Annotated in this window: 18 protein-coding genes; 12 read left to right on the top strand and 6 right to left on the bottom strand. The window is 45.8% G+C overall.

The genetic code is table 11. From position 1 onward, the window contains the following. Positions 1–31: 31 nt before the first annotated feature. From AC3FZD_RS07295 to AC3FZD_RS07275, 5 genes are all read left to right on the top strand, one after another. Entirely contained in the window at positions 32–523 is a 492-nt protein-coding gene (locus AC3FZD_RS07295) for a protein disulfide isomerase family protein (RefSeq protein ID WP_488739490.1), read from the top strand. A gap of 56 nt (positions 524–579) precedes the next feature. After that, on the top strand, positions 580–1,542 hold the full coding sequence (locus AC3FZD_RS07290; RefSeq protein ID WP_488739489.1) for a vitamin K epoxide reductase family protein: 963 nt from the start codon (positions 580–582) through the stop codon (positions 1,540–1,542). Positions 1,543–1,628: 86 nt separating this feature from the next. Then, positions 1,629–1,838 (top strand): hypothetical protein, encoded by a 210-nt coding sequence (locus tag AC3FZD_RS07285; protein WP_488739488.1) that lies wholly within the window; start codon positions 1,629–1,631, stop codon positions 1,836–1,838. Between the two features lie 93 nt (positions 1,839–1,931). Continuing rightward, positions 1,932–4,088, top strand: a complete 2,157-nt coding sequence (locus AC3FZD_RS07280; protein WP_488739487.1) for a CHASE2 domain-containing protein — start codon at positions 1,932–1,934, stop codon at positions 4,086–4,088. 271 nt (positions 4,089–4,359) lie between these two features. Next, positions 4,360–4,572: a hypothetical protein gene (locus AC3FZD_RS07275; RefSeq protein ID WP_488739486.1), complete on the top strand. Its 213-nt coding sequence runs from the start codon at positions 4,360–4,362 to the stop codon at positions 4,570–4,572. A 487-nt stretch (positions 4,573–5,059) separates the two neighbouring features. On the opposite strand, the gene psbU is transcribed toward AC3FZD_RS07275, so the two are convergent. Beyond that, positions 5,060–5,482, bottom strand: a complete 423-nt coding sequence (gene psbU / locus AC3FZD_RS07270) for a photosystem II complex extrinsic protein PsbU (RefSeq protein ID WP_488739485.1) — start codon at positions 5,480–5,482, stop codon at positions 5,060–5,062. A gap of 96 nt (positions 5,483–5,578) precedes the next feature. Continuing rightward, positions 5,579–6,583 carry an FHA domain-containing protein gene (locus AC3FZD_RS07265; protein ID WP_488739484.1) on the bottom strand — a complete coding sequence of 335 codons (1,005 nt, stop codon included), beginning with the start codon at positions 6,581–6,583 and terminating at the stop codon, positions 5,579–5,581. Positions 6,584–6,720: 137 nt separating this feature from the next. Here AC3FZD_RS07265 and AC3FZD_RS07260 point away from each other — a divergent pair, with 137 nt between their 5' ends. After that, a complete protein-coding gene (locus AC3FZD_RS07260; RefSeq protein WP_488739483.1) occupies positions 6,721–7,329 on the top strand; it encodes a DUF3611 family protein in 609 nt (202 codons plus the stop codon). 21 nt (positions 7,330–7,350) lie between these two features. Here AC3FZD_RS07260 and AC3FZD_RS07255 read toward each other — a convergent pair whose 3' ends face one another. Together AC3FZD_RS07255 and AC3FZD_RS07250 are read right to left on the bottom strand one after the other, a co-directional pair. Then, positions 7,351–8,781 carry an efflux RND transporter periplasmic adaptor subunit gene (locus tag AC3FZD_RS07255; protein WP_488739482.1) on the bottom strand — a complete coding sequence of 477 codons (1,431 nt, stop codon included), beginning with the start codon at positions 8,779–8,781 and terminating at the stop codon, positions 7,351–7,353. A gap of 3 nt (positions 8,782–8,784) precedes the next feature. Next, positions 8,785–8,976: a hypothetical protein gene (locus tag AC3FZD_RS07250; RefSeq protein ID WP_488739481.1), complete on the bottom strand. Its 192-nt coding sequence runs from the start codon at positions 8,974–8,976 to the stop codon at positions 8,785–8,787. 2 nt (positions 8,977–8,978) lie between these two features. Between AC3FZD_RS07250 and AC3FZD_RS07245 the strand changes: the two genes are divergently transcribed. Further along, the gene (locus AC3FZD_RS07245; protein ID WP_488739480.1) at positions 8,979–10,145 is read left to right on the top strand and encodes a cysteine desulfurase family protein; all 1,167 of its coding nucleotides are present in this window, start codon (positions 8,979–8,981) and stop codon (positions 10,143–10,145) included. An 80-nt stretch (positions 10,146–10,225) separates the two neighbouring features. Here AC3FZD_RS07245 and AC3FZD_RS07240 read toward each other — a convergent pair whose 3' ends face one another. Continuing rightward, positions 10,226–11,179 carry an o-succinylbenzoate synthase gene (locus tag AC3FZD_RS07240; protein ID WP_488739479.1) on the bottom strand — a complete coding sequence of 318 codons (954 nt, stop codon included), beginning with the start codon at positions 11,177–11,179 and terminating at the stop codon, positions 10,226–10,228. Between the two features lie 174 nt (positions 11,180–11,353). Between AC3FZD_RS07240 and AC3FZD_RS07235 the strand changes: the two genes are divergently transcribed. The 4 genes from AC3FZD_RS07235 to AC3FZD_RS07220 all read left to right on the top strand — a co-directional run bounded on the left by AC3FZD_RS07235 (position 11,354) and on the right by AC3FZD_RS07220 (position 16,065). Further along, complete coding sequence (locus AC3FZD_RS07235) at positions 11,354–11,629, top strand: hypothetical protein (RefSeq protein WP_488739478.1); 276 nt, start codon at positions 11,354–11,356, stop codon at positions 11,627–11,629. 213 nt (positions 11,630–11,842) lie between these two features. After that, positions 11,843–12,748 (top strand): M48 family metallopeptidase, encoded by a 906-nt coding sequence (locus AC3FZD_RS07230; RefSeq protein ID WP_488739477.1) that lies wholly within the window; start codon positions 11,843–11,845, stop codon positions 12,746–12,748. 138 nt (positions 12,749–12,886) lie between these two features. After that, complete coding sequence (locus AC3FZD_RS07225; RefSeq protein ID WP_488739476.1) at positions 12,887–14,113, top strand: HhoA/HhoB/HtrA family serine endopeptidase; 1,227 nt, start codon at positions 12,887–12,889, stop codon at positions 14,111–14,113. A 233-nt stretch (positions 14,114–14,346) separates the two neighbouring features. Then, positions 14,347–16,065, top strand: a complete 1,719-nt coding sequence (locus tag AC3FZD_RS07220; RefSeq protein WP_488739475.1) for a SulP family inorganic anion transporter — start codon at positions 14,347–14,349, stop codon at positions 16,063–16,065. 94 nt (positions 16,066–16,159) lie between these two features. On the opposite strand, the gene AC3FZD_RS07215 is transcribed toward AC3FZD_RS07220, so the two are convergent. Beyond that, positions 16,160–17,359, bottom strand: coding sequence for a DNA cytosine methyltransferase (locus AC3FZD_RS07215; protein WP_488739474.1), 1,200 nt, complete (start codon positions 17,357–17,359; stop codon positions 16,160–16,162). 51 nt (positions 17,360–17,410) lie between these two features. On the opposite strand from AC3FZD_RS07215, the gene AC3FZD_RS07210 reads away from it, so the two are divergent. Continuing rightward, positions 17,411–17,773: a 7(1) septoil knot domain-containing protein gene (locus AC3FZD_RS07210; protein ID WP_488739473.1), complete on the top strand. Its 363-nt coding sequence runs from the start codon at positions 17,411–17,413 to the stop codon at positions 17,771–17,773. Positions 17,774–17,776 lie beyond the last annotated feature (3 nt).

Here is a 17,776-nt window from a genome sequence, read left to right as displayed (position 1 = left end):
TCGTCAAACCCCTATTAATGGAGGAGAATCTGTGAACCCTTGGCGAAAACTGATGTCCAAAAGGTTGACCCTTTCCCTATTGGGTGTCAGCCTATCTACAGGCGGATTATTGTTCTGGGAAAATATTGACTATCACTCCCTGGGCATACCGGCTCAAGCTCAGGCTTCAGCCCCTGAAAGTCCGCCCATAGAAACGGTCTCAACTCCAGAGAGTCTAGCCCTAGCCCAGCATCTGCAAAAGATCGGCGCTAAAATGTATGGGGCCTATTGGTGTCCCCATTGCCATTCCCAAAAAGAACGGTTTGGAGAAGAAGCCGTCAGTCAAATTTTGCTTGCACCAACCGCTCCAGTTTATGTCGAGTGTTCCCCAGAAGGGCGAACAGCTCCCCAAGCCCAAGTCTGTCAACAGGCAGGAATTACTGCTTATCCGACTTGGATCATTAAGGGGGAAAAATATGAAGGCAATTTGTCCTTAGAGCAGTTAGCCAAACTCTCAGGCTATCAGGGGTCACAGGATTTTTAAACCCCGAAAAATAGGCTGAACCTGAATCGGTTTCAGGTGGCAAGCCGAAGATTTTTATGCTGCAATCAAAATATCTCTATTGTTTATTACTCCATAAAGAAATTAAAGCTATGAGGCGTAGGCGTTCTAGTCCCTGGATTCATCGTTGGTCTCGACCCATTACTGCTGCCATCGCTACCATTGGGGCGATCGAAACGGCATTTTTAACCGTCGCTGAGGTTATGGGTAGCACAGAAGCCATATGTCCCACAAGTGGCTGTAAAGAGGTCTTGGGTAGTCCCTATGCAACTGTATTTGGCCTACCTCTGACCCTGTTCGGCTTTTTTGGCTATGCAGGGATGCTGATATTGGCCATCTCTCCCTTATTCATCAATCCCGATCGAAACAAGGAACTGCGAAATACCCTAGAACAGTGGACTCGTTTCCTGATGTTTGCCACCAGTACGGTGATGGTCGTCGGGAGTGCCTATTTGATGTATATCATGGCCTTCACCATTGAGGCCTTTTGTCCCTACTGTTTAATGTCTGCCTTCCTATCTCTATCCCTATTTGTGGTCACCCTCATCGGCCATGCTTGGGAAGATATCGGCCAATTAGCCTTTACTGGGTTAACCGTGGCTATGGTTACCTTGGTGGCTATCCTAGGAGTCTATGGCAGTGTGAATAATCCCCAAGCGGCTCCAGGAACCCCTCCTCCAGTGATGGCCACTTCTGGCCCGGCTGAAGTGGCCTTGGTTGAACATCTGAATAACATTGGAGCCAAAAGTTATGGCGCATACTGGTGTCCCCACTGCCATGAACAGAAGGAGTTGTTTGGTCAAGAGGCAGCCTCTAAAATTGACTATGTTGAATGTGCTGCTGATGGCGTAAATGCCCAAGTCGAGCAATGTAAAGCTGCGGGTATTCAAGCCTTTCCCAGTTGGCAAATTAAGGGTGAAATCTATGCCGGAGTGCGATCGCTCAATGAAATTGCCGATCTCTCCGGTTATCAGGGCCCCCGTAACTTCCTCCAACCGTGATCCGAATCACCTATTGGCTCTGGAAACCATCACACTACCCAGAGGAAAAAACGCATACAAAGGATATTGGTAGTGTTTGAGGGGCGATGATTATGCGTTTACAATATAAGGGATGGATTTTTATTCATGCGATCGCCTTAACCCTCGGTTTAAGTGCGATCGCCCCCATTGATTCCTCCTGGTATCCGGCCTCAGATCCCAACCTATCGATTGAGAATGTAAACGCTCATCCCTTAAAACCCACAACCCTTACCCCTTTTTTGGGAAAAGTGTGGAGTAAGATTTTGCCCCTTTAGTTCTGTGCATCTATTGTTTTTAACAATGAACAACCGGATATGCCATCCTGCTTTTGTGGTCGATCCCCTTCTCCTTAATCTAGAACCCGATCCGTGTCATATCCAACTTCCATACAGGCTTTTTGGCATCGGCTCACCCGACGCTTTTCCCATCAACATCGAGTCATTTTTACCGCTTCTGGGATTACTCTAGCGATCCTCACCCTCCGCTTTTTTGGTCTCTTACAAGGGATCGAATTAATCACCTTTGATACCCTGGTTCGTCTTCGCCCTACCTTACCCAAAGATGACCGGATTATTATTATTGGCATTGATGAACCTGACCTGCAAAACCTGGGATGGCCAATTTCAGATTTCACCTTAGCTACTCTTCTGGAAACTATCGATCGAAGCCAACCCAACGCCATCGGCTTAGATTTATATCGAGATTTACCCCTAAATCCTGGACATGAACAACTCCAACAGGTCATGGAACAATTACCGCATCTGGTCGGTATTGAGCGTGTGGCCGATAAAAAAGCGCCCCATATCCCTCCCCCTCCAGCCTTAGATCCGAAAACCCAAATAGGCTTTAATAATGTTCTCTTAGATGTTGATGGGAAACTGCGTAGAGGTTTACTCTATGTACATACAGATACTCTTCACAAAAGTTTTGCCCTACAACTGGCCCTCAAATACCTAGAGCAACTTGGCATTGAAGAAGAACCCGCATCGGTCAATCCTGAATACTTACAACTCGGTCAAGGAGTCTTCTATCCCTTTCATGCTTATGATGGAGCCTATGTCAAGGAAGATGCCAGTGGATACCCCTTTTTAGCGGATTTCCGCGGCCCCCGCCATACTTTTACAACGGTTTCTATTTCTGAGGTTTTGAATGGAGAGGTCGATCCAAATTTATTTCGCGATCGCATTGTTTTAATTGGATTAACGGCCATTAGCCTCAAAGATTTTGTTCCCATTCCCTACAGCACTCCCGATCCAGTTCCCGGTGTCGAAGCTCAAGCCAATCTGATTAGCTTTATCTTAGATGTGGCCATTGGGGAACAAACCCTGATGAGAACCTTACCGGATACCATTGAAGGCCTGTGGATTTTGCTTTGGTCAGGATTAGGGGCAATTCTCGCTTGGAAGTTGAGAGAACCCTATCAGTTAACCCTCAGTTCCGGTCTGGCCCTGGGAACTCTCTGGATAACCTGTTATATCCTATTTCTGGCTCGTTGGTGGTTTCCCCTCATTCCTCCCCTGTTCGGCTTGGTTAGCTCATCCCTGATGATTCTAATTCACTTTGCCCATCAAGAAGGGGAACTCAAACGCTCTACGGAATTTCTACAAGGGATTATAAATACGATTCCCGACCCTATCTTTGTCAAAGATCAAAGCCACCGTTGGATTGTCTTAAACCAAGCCTACTCTCAATTAGTGGGGTATCCCTTGGAAATGTTAATGGACAAATCCGATTATGATTTGTTTGCTGTGGAAGAAGCGGAACAATTTTGGCAGCAAGATGAGAACCTGTTCCTGACTCAGGAAAGCAGCAAACAGGAAGAGGAATTTACAGATTCTGGGGGAATTCATCGAGTGATTGAGACCAAAAGAACGCTGCATAGAGACGCAGCAGGAAATTTATTTTTGGTGGGTGTGATCCGAGATATTACTCAACAAAAAGAACGGGAAGCAGAATTACAACGGTTAGCCGAAGATCTCAAACGCCACAATGCTGAACTGAAACTCTCAGAAGACCAGATGCGCCATATGGCCAATCATGATGTTCTCACGGGGTTGGCTAACCGTAAGTTGTTTGAAGAAAAACTGCAAGAAGCTCTCGTGTATGCTCAGGCTAATGAAAAAATGCTGGCGACTTTCTTTCTAGATTTAGATGGTTTTAAGCTGATTAATGATACCTTTGGCCATGATATAGGGGATTTGGTGATTAAGGAAGTGGCGAAACGGCTGAAAACTTGTTTGCGCGGTAGTGATACGGTGGCTCGACTCGGAGGAGATGAGTTTACGGTGCTTTTACCCCAAATTCCGAGTCAGTCTGTCGCTATTCGGGTGGCTGAGAAGATTATTCTGGCAGTGACTCAACCCCTGATGCTCAAAGATCGAGATCTCCAGATCACTTTAAGTTTGGGCATTAGCGTTTATCCTCAAGATGGCAAGACTCTGGAGTCCCTTATTAAAGCAGCCGATCAAGCCATGTACCAGGCTAAGTTACAGGGTAAGAATCGCTATTTTTTGGCCTCAGCATAGAAAACCGTTAAGGTTTATGAAGTCTTTAGAATTAAGCCTCTATTGCTTCCGGTTTTCAACCGCCTGGTCAGAATAAAAGAATAAGGTTCCGTAAATCCTCAGACTCTAGTCTGATGTGCGGAACTTCTACTTATCGTAAGTCTCCTGAAAGGACAACCGTATATCTACGGAACATCCAGGATTTAGCCATTAACAATAATTGTTAAATTCGCTAAAACGGCCAGTGAAATTGCTAGTATAATTGAAAGTAGGTCTCGCGTTAACTAGGGTTATGGGTATGGGAACACAGTTAAGCCTTGACAAACACATAGCTATCCTATTAGTTGGAACATTAGCGATCGCCGCTTGTTCTCAACCAAGTTGGGCCCACTCCTCTATTACTCAGGTTGAGCGACCCCATCAAGATCTCATGCAACTGTTCAAGGGCTATGAGCCTCCTGATAACGGATCTCCTGACAGTACAGGGGATACGGGCGGCCGCTAATCAAAACCAGAGGAAATTTGGGTCAACGCATCAAATAGGATATCAGGAACCAACAGCTATGGGGAAAGAGCGCGGGACTATTAGGAACCTGCTATTTTTGTTTTATCTATATCTTGCTACCTATATATCAGTTTGGCTGTAACGAGATCCAACCCAATAGAAGAATTAAGCAACAAGATTGTACTATACTCCAGGATAGTGCAGTTTTTCAGTAGTTTATGTAACCGATTGATTGAGAGTATGCGCGTTTCTAATCGTTGTTAGGTTCGATAATTTATAAACTACTTTGAGTATAACACCTTCTTAGGGAAGTAACCAGAGCCAAGGGAAGAAAAATCCCAGTCTCTGATGAACTTATAGAGTCTAGAGACTGGGATCGGCAAATTTAAAAACTGAGACGGAGCATTAATCAGAAAATTATCAGGTTGAGCTAGACATCTATAAGATCATCAAGATCATCCTGACCCCTTAATCTGAGTGGTTATGCTTAGTCATAGTTACCGTTATTCACATTATTTTGCCCATAGACAAAAGCTTCTGTGGGTTCAGTGACGGTAAACTTATCCAAATTGGCTTCAAGTCTGGCTTTTTGGCGATCGCTCAGTCCAGCAATTTTTAGAACATCTTCCACCTTCTCATAAGGGCCACTGTTCACAATTTTCGTCGCCAAGACTGGATAAAATCCTTTGAGATCTAGAAAGGATCTAACACTAGAGTTATTCAAATCAATGCGATCGCCAATTTCCGCCAGTTTATCATCAGCCTTATTGCGGACATCCGCCTCAGCCAAGATGGGGAACTGGGCACTCGAAACCTGTAAAGACACAGCCGTAGCAGGTGCTGTGTTGATGGTAATCAGAGTAGCAATCAGAATTACTAAAGCTGGCAACAGGCGCAGCAATCGTTTCATGGGTATCATTCCTCCTTTGTTAATCAGTTATTACTAAACCATGACACAGCCATCATTACCTATTATGGGACTGATTTGGCCCATTCATGCCATGCATCAGTAAAATTTAGGGGATTTAAGCAAAAATGCTTGGAGTTGGCTAAAAGAACACCCATAAGTCACCGCAGGATGTTCATAGCCTTTGAGTTGCACCATATGTTTTTCAAATAAGGTAGGATTCGTGCCCACACTAAACAAATATTGATAAGTTGTTTTACCTAGAGCAATATCCTTTTGGATTTGCTTCGTACAAGATTCGAGTCGGAAGGCCGCATTCACTGTATCTCCTAAAGCCGTATAATCGGGGCGATCGCCACTTCCCGTATTCCCCACCATGGCATAGCCCGTATTCACCCCAGCCCCAATCCGCATGGGTAAAGGCAAAGGATACTCTTTGGCCAACTTCTGAGTCATCTGATGTAACTGATTCAGAGCATAAAGGATTTGCATCACCTCCGTTTGGTTCACCCCCTCCGTACCATGGAACCAAACCGCCATCACCGCATCCCCAATATACTTATCCACCCAACTATCATACTTGCGGAGAATCTTACCCACATTGCGAAACCAATTGCCCATCATCGTCGATAGGGTAACATCATCCATCTGTTGAGTCAGTCCGGTAAAATTGCGAATATCAACCACCATCACCGAAATCAACCGCCGAACATGGAGAGCCGCCGTCACATGAGAATTATCCTCTGGTTCTTCCAAACCCAATGTCTGTTCTTGAATGGCCAAGGGATCGTGAAAGTGAGCTTCAGTCTGGCCAAACATCAGATGATCCCCATCTTGTAGAGTGACAGGTACATTCACCCGACGGCCATTTACAAAGGTTCCATTACGACTGCCCAAATCAATCAGGTAAACCGTTCCTGTATCTGTATGTTGGATCATGGCATGGTTACGCGAGATCCATGGATCGGACAACACCACCGTATTGTCTTGAGTTCGTCCAAGTGTCCAACACTGATTCCCCGCTAACGAAAGATGGCGAATTGATGACTGGGTTTTAAGGACAAGATAAGGATGAGTATTTAAGCTCACTGTGGACGGCCTCATTACAGTTATGATGTCCCTAGATGCATCCTGAGAGAATTGTTTTTAGGATAAACCAATTCTCTAAAACGAGAGATCTCATGCTCTCGATCTTCCTGTTCCTTATACACTATCGATCATCACCCTTACCGTCCTTGTCTATGTTTGATCCGATCGCTCCCCCCAAACCTAACCTCCAGCAAATTGCCAGCGAATTTTATCGATTGGGATGGATTGGCTTTTGGGCACAACTGGGTTTAGGCATTATCCCCATTGTTATTTTGCTGTTTGTCTTGCTCTTTGACAACACGCCCAACTCTGTACAAGTCGGGAGTTCTTGGCTTGCTACAATTTTAGCCTATGGGTGTTTATTCGCCTTAATTTTTACAATTTATTGGTGTTTTCATTACACTCAACTGTCTGATCGACTCGGAAGTCGGGAAGTTCGTCCCTCTAAGGCACAAATCCGGCGTAGCCTATGGATTGGGATTCTGGCCAATATGGGCGGCATGACTTGTGCGATTCTTGTGGCTCTGTGGCGGGTGGGAACCCTATTATTTCGGATGTTATCCTTACCCCCTGGGGCCTCAACCCTCTATACTCCAGTGCCAGGAACTGCGGTCGTCAATCCTGGCTCTATTATTGTGCCGATGAATATGATTGCCCTGCAAGCGATGATCAATACGATCGCGGCTGAACTGGTCGGTTTAGGGGTCACCCTCTGGCTGCTCTATCGAGTGCTGCAACATACTGCCCCCAGAGAATCCTGAGCTAATAGACCTGAGCTACGATTAAGTTTCTAAGGGGATTCCCGGCTCCAAGTTCAGATCGGGAGTGGAGAGAATGACTTGATCTCCGGGTTCTAAACCGGAAAGCACTTCCACGGTCTCTAACCCTTCTAAGCCTAGGGTAACCTCTCGTTTTTGGGCTAACCCCTTTCGATCTTTGACCCACACAAAGCTCTGTTTCCCTGACCTTTGTAGGTAATCTAAGCTAATCACCACTACATCTTGTCGTTGATCGAGGATAATTTCTACATTCACCTGACTTCCGGGAATTAAGGTTCCTGTAGGCTGATTAAGCTGCACAATTGCTGATACAGTGGCTAGTCCATTGCCCGATTCTTGAGCATCGGAGACGGCGATCGCTTGGGGGGATAAGTCCACGACTTGACCCTCATAGATGGGAGAATCAGGGCCAATAATCATAATCCGAGCCGGTTGATTCAAGCTTACTTTGGCTGCATTCAGGGTAGATAAACTGAGTCTGACATATTCCTGGCTGGGGTCTCCGAGGGTTAATAAGTCGTGTCCCCTGGTCACTCCTTCGCCATTATTGACATTCACGCCTAAAATTACGCCATTAATGGGAGCTGTAATTAGGGTATCTTGCAGTGCTTGTTGAATGGCGCGTAATTCTAATTCTTGCCGTTGGAGTTGCAGTTGGGTGGTGTTGACAGTGAGTTGGGCGCTTTGCAGTTCAGAGGTGGCATTAGCAATCTCGGTTTGCAGTTGGTTAGATTTGACTAATTTCTCCCGTTCTAAGCTTAAGGTTTCTGTTTCTACCTGTAATTGGGCATCGCGCACGGCAATTTCGGCGTTTCTGACCGCTTGATGTTGTGATCGCAATTGATCCCCAGCAATAAATCCCTTGTCTGCTAATTCTTGTAAATTTTTTAACTCTTCTTGAGTATCTTCTAGATCTGCCTGTTTTTCCTGCACCCGTTGTTGATAGCGCTCTAGTTGTAACTGTTGTTCTTCCAATTCTAAGGCATGAATCTGAAGTTGCCGTTGGGCAGTTTCTAGGTTCTTTTGGGCGGTTTGTACCTTTTGTTGATGGTGGTTTAACTGAACCATGGTTTCTTCGATCACAGTCAGTTGCTCTTGCAAGCGAGTTTCCCGTGCCGGATTGCGTAACCGAATGATTTCCTGTCCGGCCTGTATGGATTGCCCCACAGTGACCAATACTTGCTCCACTGTACTATCATCAGGGGCTTTGAGGATTTGCTGATTGGCCAGCTCCAAGATGCCACTTTCATTAATGGTTTTTTCAACTGATCCCAACTGGATCGCTGTGGTGGTTACTTTAATGGGTGCAGGAGAGCGTTGAGCTATCCAGATATAACCGAGAAGACTAAAGACAGAAATGGCGGCGATCGCCCCCGATCCCATTAACCACCGCATCCCCTGTTTATGCTGTTGTTTAGCCAAAATTTCTATCATTGATTAAGCATGGGTAGATGATCGATTGGCGATAATGCTCCCTGTCGCCTGAATCTGGGGAATCAGTTGGTCAACGGCCCCGATGGCGATCGCCTTGTTTAGTGTATCGAATCTCCAGCCGAAGATGCCAATTACCACACAGAGGTCAAAGCATACTAAGCTGAAAAGAGGAGATCCCGACGCGACAGAAGCCACCTATGCAAATTTATCTGGATTATAGTGCTACTACCCCCACTCGCCCAGAGGCGATCGCGGCTATGCAGGAGGTTTTGCTTCATCAATGGGGTAATCCCTCTAGTTTACACAGTTGGGGACAACGGGCGGCGACGGTATTAGAATTAGCCAGAATGCAGGTGGCGGATTTAATTGGAGCCAGTTCTAGTGAGTCGATTATCTTTACTTCTGGGGGTACAGAGGCGGATAATTTAGCTTTGATGGGGATTGCCCGTCAGTATGCTAAACCCCAACATTTAATTATTTCTAGTGTGGAGCATTCGGCGATCGCCCAACCCGCCCAATTTTTAGAGCAACAGGGATGGAGGGTGACTCGTTTACCGGTGAATCGCCAGGGACGGGTGAATCCGGCGGATTTAGAGGCGGCTATTGCGGATGATACGGTGTTCATTTCGATTATTTATGGTCAAAGTGAGGTGGGAACCCTGCAACCGATTGCGGAGTTGGGCAAAATTGCTCAGGACTATGGTATTTTTTTTCATACGGATGCGGTGCAGGTGGCGGGACGATTGCCCGTAGATGTGAGCCGTTTACCAGTAGATTTGCTGTCGTTGTCGAGTCATAAAATTTATGGCCCCCAAGGTACGGGGGCGTTGTATGTGCGCCCTGGGGTTGAGTTGCATCCTTTGATCGGGGGAGGGGGACAGGAGGGGGGATTACGTTCGGGAACGGAGGCGATGGTGGCGATCGCCGGTTTTGGAGTGGCAGCAGAGTTGGCGAGTGAGGAGTTACCGGAGGAAAGGCTGCGCTTAAGGCAGTTGCGCGATCGCCTGTTTGAGCAGTTGGGTGATATTGAGGGTTTGGTTCCTACGGGCGATCGCTGTCATCGTTTGCCTCATCATGTGAGTTTATGTTGGCAAGATACCCGGCAGATTACGGGCAAAACTTTGGTGCGGCAACTGAATTTAGCGGGAATTGGCATTAGTGCGGGTTCGGCTTGTCATAGTGGGAAACTCTCGCCTAGTCCGATTTTAAGGGCGATGGGATATTCAGATTCTGAAGCCATTGGCGGTATTCGCTTCACGTTGGGTAAGCAAACTACACTAGCAGATGTGGACTGGACGGCGATGGTGTTAAAACAGATTCTGCAACGGTTGCGCTCCAATTCTGAACGTTTGGTGAAAATTTGAGTGTATAGGAAATAGGAGATCGCCCCATCTCCCCATCTCCCCATCTCCCCATCCCCCCATCTCCCCATCCCCCCATCTCCCTATTCCTCGAACCAGCGATCGGTTCCGAATCCTAGGGCACGATGTAGGTTAGGGAGAGTTGCGGCTAATCTGAGCAGCATTTTTCGGGCGATCGCCGTTTCAAAGACGGAAGAGAGTACCATATCCACCGGATGGGAGTGACAAAAGTCGATTAACCGGGAGGGAAAGCCGAAAATTGCCGGTTTAATCACCATGATTCCCGGCCATCCCCTGTGATAATAATGTTGAAACTGCTGCCAAGTGGCGATCGATTCATCCAGAGCTAAGGGGGTTTGATAGTCCTGAGATAGGCCTAACATTGTCTCAAACTGCGACACTCCTAGGGGTTGCTCCAAAAATTCTACCGGCTGACCTGCACATGCTTGTAACCATTGATGGGCTTCTTGTTCCGTCAATCCCCCATTGGCATCAAGACGCAGTTTTATCCCTTCTGGAAGCAGGGATAATAGGTCTTGAAAGAGCTTCAATTCTTGGCTAATCTCTGCTACGGCTATTTTCCATTTTAGGGTTTGATATCCCTGATGCCAAAGGGGTAATTGAGGGTCGAGGGCGGCTTTTCCGGTAGGTAATAATCCACAAATGTTGGTTAAATGGGGTGGATTTTCTAAACTCTGTAGATCGATTAAGGCGGACTCAAAGCCAAATTGACAAGCGGGGAAGCGATCGGGAATGGAGGCAATTTGTTCAGGACTGATTTCGCCTCCATAGGCATGACAAAATTCTAAGGCTTCTGTGAAGTTTTCTGAACCAAAGCTAGGTAAGGGGGCAATTTCTCCCCAGCCACAGGCTCCAAGTTCAGATGCTGCTATCGGGTGCAACTGAATCAAAATCCCTTGGCGATCGCGCCACCAACCCTGATGGGTTTGCAAGGGCTGCTTAAAAGGACGGCAATAGGGGGCGATCCTGAGCTGATATTTACTGTTTTTTTGAGAATTGTGAAAATTGATCCCCATGGGTAAATAATCTTGTTATTATTTATATTAAGTTGTTTTTCCTGTGATTCTAGCTCAATAAGATATCAAGTTTTTATCAGATTAGTATAAACCCTGATGGAAAAGTATTCCAGAAAGTGATACCATAGGATAAAAAAGATAACCACATCAGTTAGTCAGGAATAGAACGCAGAATTGCTTATTGTTATTCCCTTGCATTTGGGTAAAACTGCCATGAGAGAATTATCCTATTTCACCCCTACACCTGCGGTTTCTGCCGATGTCCCAGAACTGCTAGTTCAATCGAATTCCTTAGAGACAATGGCTTGTGCCGATCGCGGTTTGCTTCTATGGATCAAAAGCCTAATTTTTTTACTCCTATTGGGAGTAACCAGTCTGGGAGTCCTCTTATTGGCCTTGGGGATTGTTTCTCCCGTAGAAAAAACGTTAGAACCCGACTCACAGAGCTGAATGGCTCATGGATTGACTGTCTTTAGCTCACTGTGAATTTTAAAGACTTGATATGTACGATAGCCAAATCAACAATAATGACAGTAGGGGTAAGTTAATTGCCCCTACTTTCGCTCTATGGGGACTCAGTAAAGATCTCTCCATAGCAGGGGGAAGCAACTTTTAGGGAGATCGGTGCGTCTGAGTACATCTGCATGACGTTGAAGGATGATTATGTTAAGCCAGATCAAGCAATTACGGTTTCGGCGATGGATTTATCCCCTAATTTCCTTGGGTGTTGCTCTGGGACTTTGGGTGGGCAGTCCCCAAGTGAGTCAGGGTTTTTCGATTTGGGATATTCTCCCGGATGTGATTCAATATGTGCAATTGGCGAGTTTAGGCGATCGCCAAGAAATGGCCCTGGGCAAACAAATTAACCAGCAACTGATTAGCCAGGAAGTGCGAATCTATGACGATCCTGAATTGACCAATTACATTAATCGCATTGGTCAACGGTTAGTACAAGAAAGTTATCGTCCCCCTACCTCTAATTATCAGTATACGTTCCAAGTAGTTGATGATGATTCCGTTAATGCCTTTGCTACCCTGGGTGGCTTTGTTTATATCCACACCGGATTGATTAAAGAAGCGGAAAACGAAGCGGAATTAGCCAGCGTTATCGGCCATGAAATTGCCCACATTACCGAACGTCATGCCATTAATCAAATGCGCCGTGTAGCTTTAACCAATGGGTTAGCGACTGCTGCGGGAGTCGATCAAAGCCAGATCGTGGGATTAGGGGTAGAAATTGCTCTGCGTTTACCCCATTCTAGGGAAGCGGAATATGAAGCGGATCGGGTGGGACTGAATATGATGACAGCGGCCGGCTATGCCCAAGTTGGTATGGTAGACTTTATGCACAAATTGGCGAGATCGCCTTCTATGCCTACGTTTCTCAGTACCCATCCCCATACAAGCGATCGCATCAGCGCTCTAGAGCAGGGGATCGATCCTGAATTTGCCGCCGTCGGTGATGGACTCGATCCCAATGCTTATCAAAGTCAAATTGCTTCCTTAAATGGGGAAAGTGGCGATCGCAATTCATCCGATCAAACCGATGAAGGCTTTTGGCCCCTATAATTCTTAACTCCATTTCCCATCCCCCTATCGCCTGTGCGGTTAACCGAAACAGCCGATCGACAGACAACATCGTTAATCTAATAACATAAAGCTAAAGGGTCAGCCTTGACCTAACTTGATATCACCAGAGTGTGAACTATGACTAACTCTAACTTATCCGATAAAAGTGCCTCTCCAGCACCTTGGAAACAGCCCCTCATCTATGTTACCCTGATGCTCTTTGGCAGTACCCTGACCTTACTAGGGACTCAGGTTTTATCGAGATCGCCCCGTTCATCTCCTGCAACTCAACAGACCTCTAGTACCCTTTCTGCTCTCCCTTCGAGCCACAACGCACCCCTGGTTCCCGGAAGTAATGCCAGTTTTGTCAGTGAAGTTGTGCAAAATGTGGGCCCGGCAGTGGTTCGTATTGATGCTTCCCGCATGGTTACCCAACAAGTGCCCGATGTCTTCAACGATCCCTTTTTCCGTCGCTTCTTTGGTGGCGCTACACCCATGCCCCAAGAGCGGGAAGTCAAGGGGTCAGGTTCCGGATTTATCATTAATAAAGAGGGTGTGATTTTAACCAATGCCCATGTGATTGAAGGGACGGATACCGTAGATGTGACCCTCAAGGATGGGCGCACGTTAGAAGGGAAAGTATTGGGAACCGATCCGGTAACGGATGTGGCAGTGGTCAAAATTGATGGAGACAATCTGCCCACGGTAAAATTGGGTAATTCGGATAACTTACAACCGGGTGAATGGGCGATCGCCATTGGTAATCCCCTCGGTTTAGATAATACAGTTACTGTAGGCATTATTAGCGCCACCGGTCGTTCTAGTGCCCAAGTAGGGATTCCCGATAAACGAGTGAGCTTTATTCAAACCGATGCAGCGATTAACCCCGGTAATTCTGGCGGCCCCCTGCTCAACCAAAATGGGGAAGTTATTGGTATTAATACCGCCATTATTCAAGGGGCCCAAGGCTTAGGCTTTTCCATTCCCATCAATACCGCCCAAAATATTGCCGATCAATTGGTTGCTAAAGGAAAAGTAGACCATCCTTACCTCGGCATTCAAATGGTGACCTTAACCCCCGATCTGCAAAAAGAAATTAATCAAAATCCCAATAGTGGTTTTAATGTCTCCGCCAGTGAGGGCGTTTTAATTGTGCAAGTCATGCCCCAATCTCCAGCCGCACAAGCCGGATTAAGGGTTGGAGATGTGATTACCGAAATTGATGGCAAACCGATGAAAGAAGCGACCGGAATTCAAGAAGCGGTACAAAATACTCAGGTAGGGAGTCCTTTGAAGGTATTAATTCGTCGTGGCGATCAGTCTTTACCGTTAACTGTTCGTCCAGGAGTCTTTCCAGCTCAGTAATTCTCCAATTGTCCAGGATAAAATATCTATTGCTATATCCCCCAAAGTATTTACTTATTGGGGATATTTTTAATGTTTATTTAATGGCTATCGATCTCTCTTAATGCTCATAATTCACTAATAGAACAGTAAAGTTCTGTAACCGGTTACGATTACTTACGATTACTTATTACCCATTACCTATATTTAGGCGGTCTCTATCCTTACATTTACCCTGTTTTTTTCAACTTGCTATGCAACTGATTAATCCGATTACGACAAAAAACCTCCGAGGCGACCTCTTTGGGGGGATTACGGCCGCCATTGTTGCCCTTCCCCTGGCTCTAGCCTTTGGGGTGTCCTCTGGTGCAGGGCCCATCGCCGGTCTCTATGGGGCAATTTGTGTGGGTTTGTTGGCGGCCCTGTGTGGGGGGACTCCCTCACAGATTTCTGGCCCCACAGGGCCGATGACAGTAGTGATGGCCAGTGTATTTACAGCACTGATTGCCAAATATCCAGACACCGGTCTAGCCATGAGCTTTACCGTGATTATGCTCGGTGGAGCCTTACAAATTTTGTTTGGAGTGCTGAAACTGGGGCAATATATTACTCTGATTCCCTACACGGTGATCTCTGGCTTTATGTCGGGGATTGGGGTAATTATTATCTTGATTGAAATCGGCCCCCTGTTGGGTCATCCCAATTCAGCCAATGTGATTGAAGCGGTTAACAATTTTGGCTATTTCATCCAAAATGCGAATTCCACCGCTACAGGGTTAGGGTTACTCACCTTGGCCATTGTTTTTTTGAACCTGAAGCGAGTTAATCGGGTTATTCCCTCTCCCCTTTTGGCCTTAATTGTTTGTACTCTAGTGTCCCTCTTTCTGCCTGAAGGTAGTCAGATTGAGCGTATTGGCGAGATCCCCAGTGGACTGCCAAGCCTCCATTGGCCCCAGTTTCGGTTGCAAGATTTAAAGGATATGGTGGGCTATAGCTTGATTTTAGCCATGTTAGGATCGATTGATTCTCTGCTGACTTCCTTAGTCGCTGATAATATTACCCGCACTGAACATGATTCTGATCGCGAATTAATTGGTCAAGGCATAGGCAACATGGTCTCTGGATTTCTGGGGGGTTTGCCTGGCGCAGGGGCTACTATGCGAACGGTGATTAATGTGCAAGCGGGAGGAAAAACCCCTCTTTCTGGCATGATCCATAGCTTGGTGTTGATGGTGATTGTGTTTGGTGCGGGGCCGTTAACTGAAACCATTCCCCATACGGTTTTAGCAGGAATTTTGATTAAGGTGGGGACTGATATTATTGATTGGAGTTTCCTGAAACGGGCCCATAAGTTATCCCTGAAAACGACGGGTTTAATGTATATTGTGCTATTTCTGACGGTGTTTGTGGATCTGATTACGGCTGTTGCTGTGGGGGTCTTTATTGCCAATATACTAACGGTAAAAAAGTTAAGCGATCTGCAACAGCAGGATGTACAAACCACTACTGGACACCATGGAGATCATCACCTGCCTTTAACGGAGCAGGAACGGCAGTTATTACAGCAGGCAATGGGCCGAATTCTGTTATTGCGTTTGGGAGGCCCCATGAGTTTTGGTGCGGCGAAATCTATTTCCCAACGGATGGCAATTGTGGAAGACTATGATGTATTAATTTTAGATGTAGAAGATGTGCCGTTCTTGGGGGTTACTGCTTCTTTAGCCCTTGAAAATATGGTGAATGAGGCATTGAATAAACGTCGTTGGGTGTTTCTGGTGGGAGCAACGGGGGATGTTAAAAAACGTCTAGACCGGTTACAGTTGTTGGATCGAATTCCCCCTGAACACCAAGGAGAAACTCGTATAGAAGCTATACAGCAAGCGATGGCTTTACTGGGGCAATTAGAGGTTCAGGAAGTGACTACCCATTCGAGTATGAGTGAGAAGATTAACAAAAATATCAACTTGCCCTAGAAATGAAGAGGAGAGAGGTTAATCCGGTATCAACAGAATTTCCAGAAAGCCAGTTTCTTTGCATAGGTAACCGGATTGCCTTTAATGCTTTTGGTTACTGTACTCCATAGTACCGGGCGGCGGTGGTGCTATCCCATTCTAATAAATCGGTGCGATCGAGTTGAATCATTTTCCGAGGACGCAGGGGAGAATAGCCTAAAGCTGTGCCAATGGCAGCCGCAACTGCTTTGGCTAAAAACGGGGGGACTGAATTTCCCACTTGTCGAAACCCATGCCATTTGGTGCGATGAAATCGAAACCAGTCGGGGTAAGAATGGAGTCGTGCCGCTTCGCGAACGGTGATACATCTGGGTTCAAAGGGATGAATGGGACGGGGAGAAGTGTATGCACCGCGATCGCCTGGTGTCCCGGCTCTTAAGGTATTACACAGTCCTTTGGGATCGAGTCTTAAGAAATGACTAATGGGTTCAATTTTTCCGGGCACTGTTGCCTTAAATCGCTGGATAGATTCAGGGGTATGATGAGTTTTTAGGCTAGAAGTTAACAGGGTTTTATCATATTTTCTTGGATAAGAATAATCATCAGATAATCGAAATATTCCATGTAACAGTTTACCATACTGACTATAATTTCTAAAAGGTGCTTTCACCCAATCTTGAGTTTCTAATTCTGGATATCGAGAGATTTTTGGTAACCCTTCTATCGCATCATAAACGGTCGGATGAGAATCAAAATAGGTTAAGGGTTGGGGATAGGGAGGAAGTTCTAAATCTTGATGACATCCGACTAAAAAAAGTCGTTCCCGATTTTGAGGTACGCCATAGTCACGAGCATTTAATAGTTTATAATGCACTTGATAACCATGGAAAGCAAATTTTTCCATAATTTCTGCAATAAATAAACGATGGTGTCCCATGGCCATACCTTTAACATTTTCCAAGACGAAAAAATTAGGTTGCAGTTGATCGACAAGGCGGATAAAATGATAGACTAATCCGTTGCGTGGATCGTCTAACGCCCGTTTACCAATCACAGAAAATCCTTGACAAGGAGGGCCACCAAAAACTACATCAATTTGTTTCCTGCCAATGGTTGATTTTTCTCGAATTTCTGCTGCTGCGATCTGGGAAATATCGGCACAAAGAACTGGCCAATGGGGAAAATTATATTCATGAACTCCGCAGTGAATGGGGTCTATTTCTACGGATGCCAAAACATCAAACCCCGCTTGCTCAAAACCTAGGGTCATCCCTCCTGCACCGGCAAATAAATCTACAGCGATCGGTCTAGACACGGTTTTGAAATACTGATCGGATAGTAGTATATTATAGCATAATTGAGTGAAATGAAAAGAGGTCAAATCATGCGGCGATCGCTCCTACCCCTAGCGCTTTTAAGCCTCAGTCTTTTTTTGTTCCTTAGTTTAGCCGCTAGTCCGGGAAAAACAGAAGAGGGAATTCATCCCGAAAATTGTAGTTTTCAGGGTATCAAGCTCTATGGAAAGGTGCAAGTAGTCGAGCATTTTCCCAATATTCAGGTGCAGGTTGTTGAGTCCTTCCCCGATTTAAGCGTTAAATGGGTTGAACAGTTTCCTGATACCTGTGGAAAATGGAAGCTAGTAGAGAATTTTCCAGATTTTAAGATTCAATATGTGAATCATTTTCCAGATTTTAAGATTAAAATAGTTGATTCTTTTCCCGGTCTATAAGTT

The organism is Roseofilum sp. KMC-1, assembly GCF_057802075.1.
This window is presented reverse-complemented; position numbering and strand designations above follow the sequence as displayed.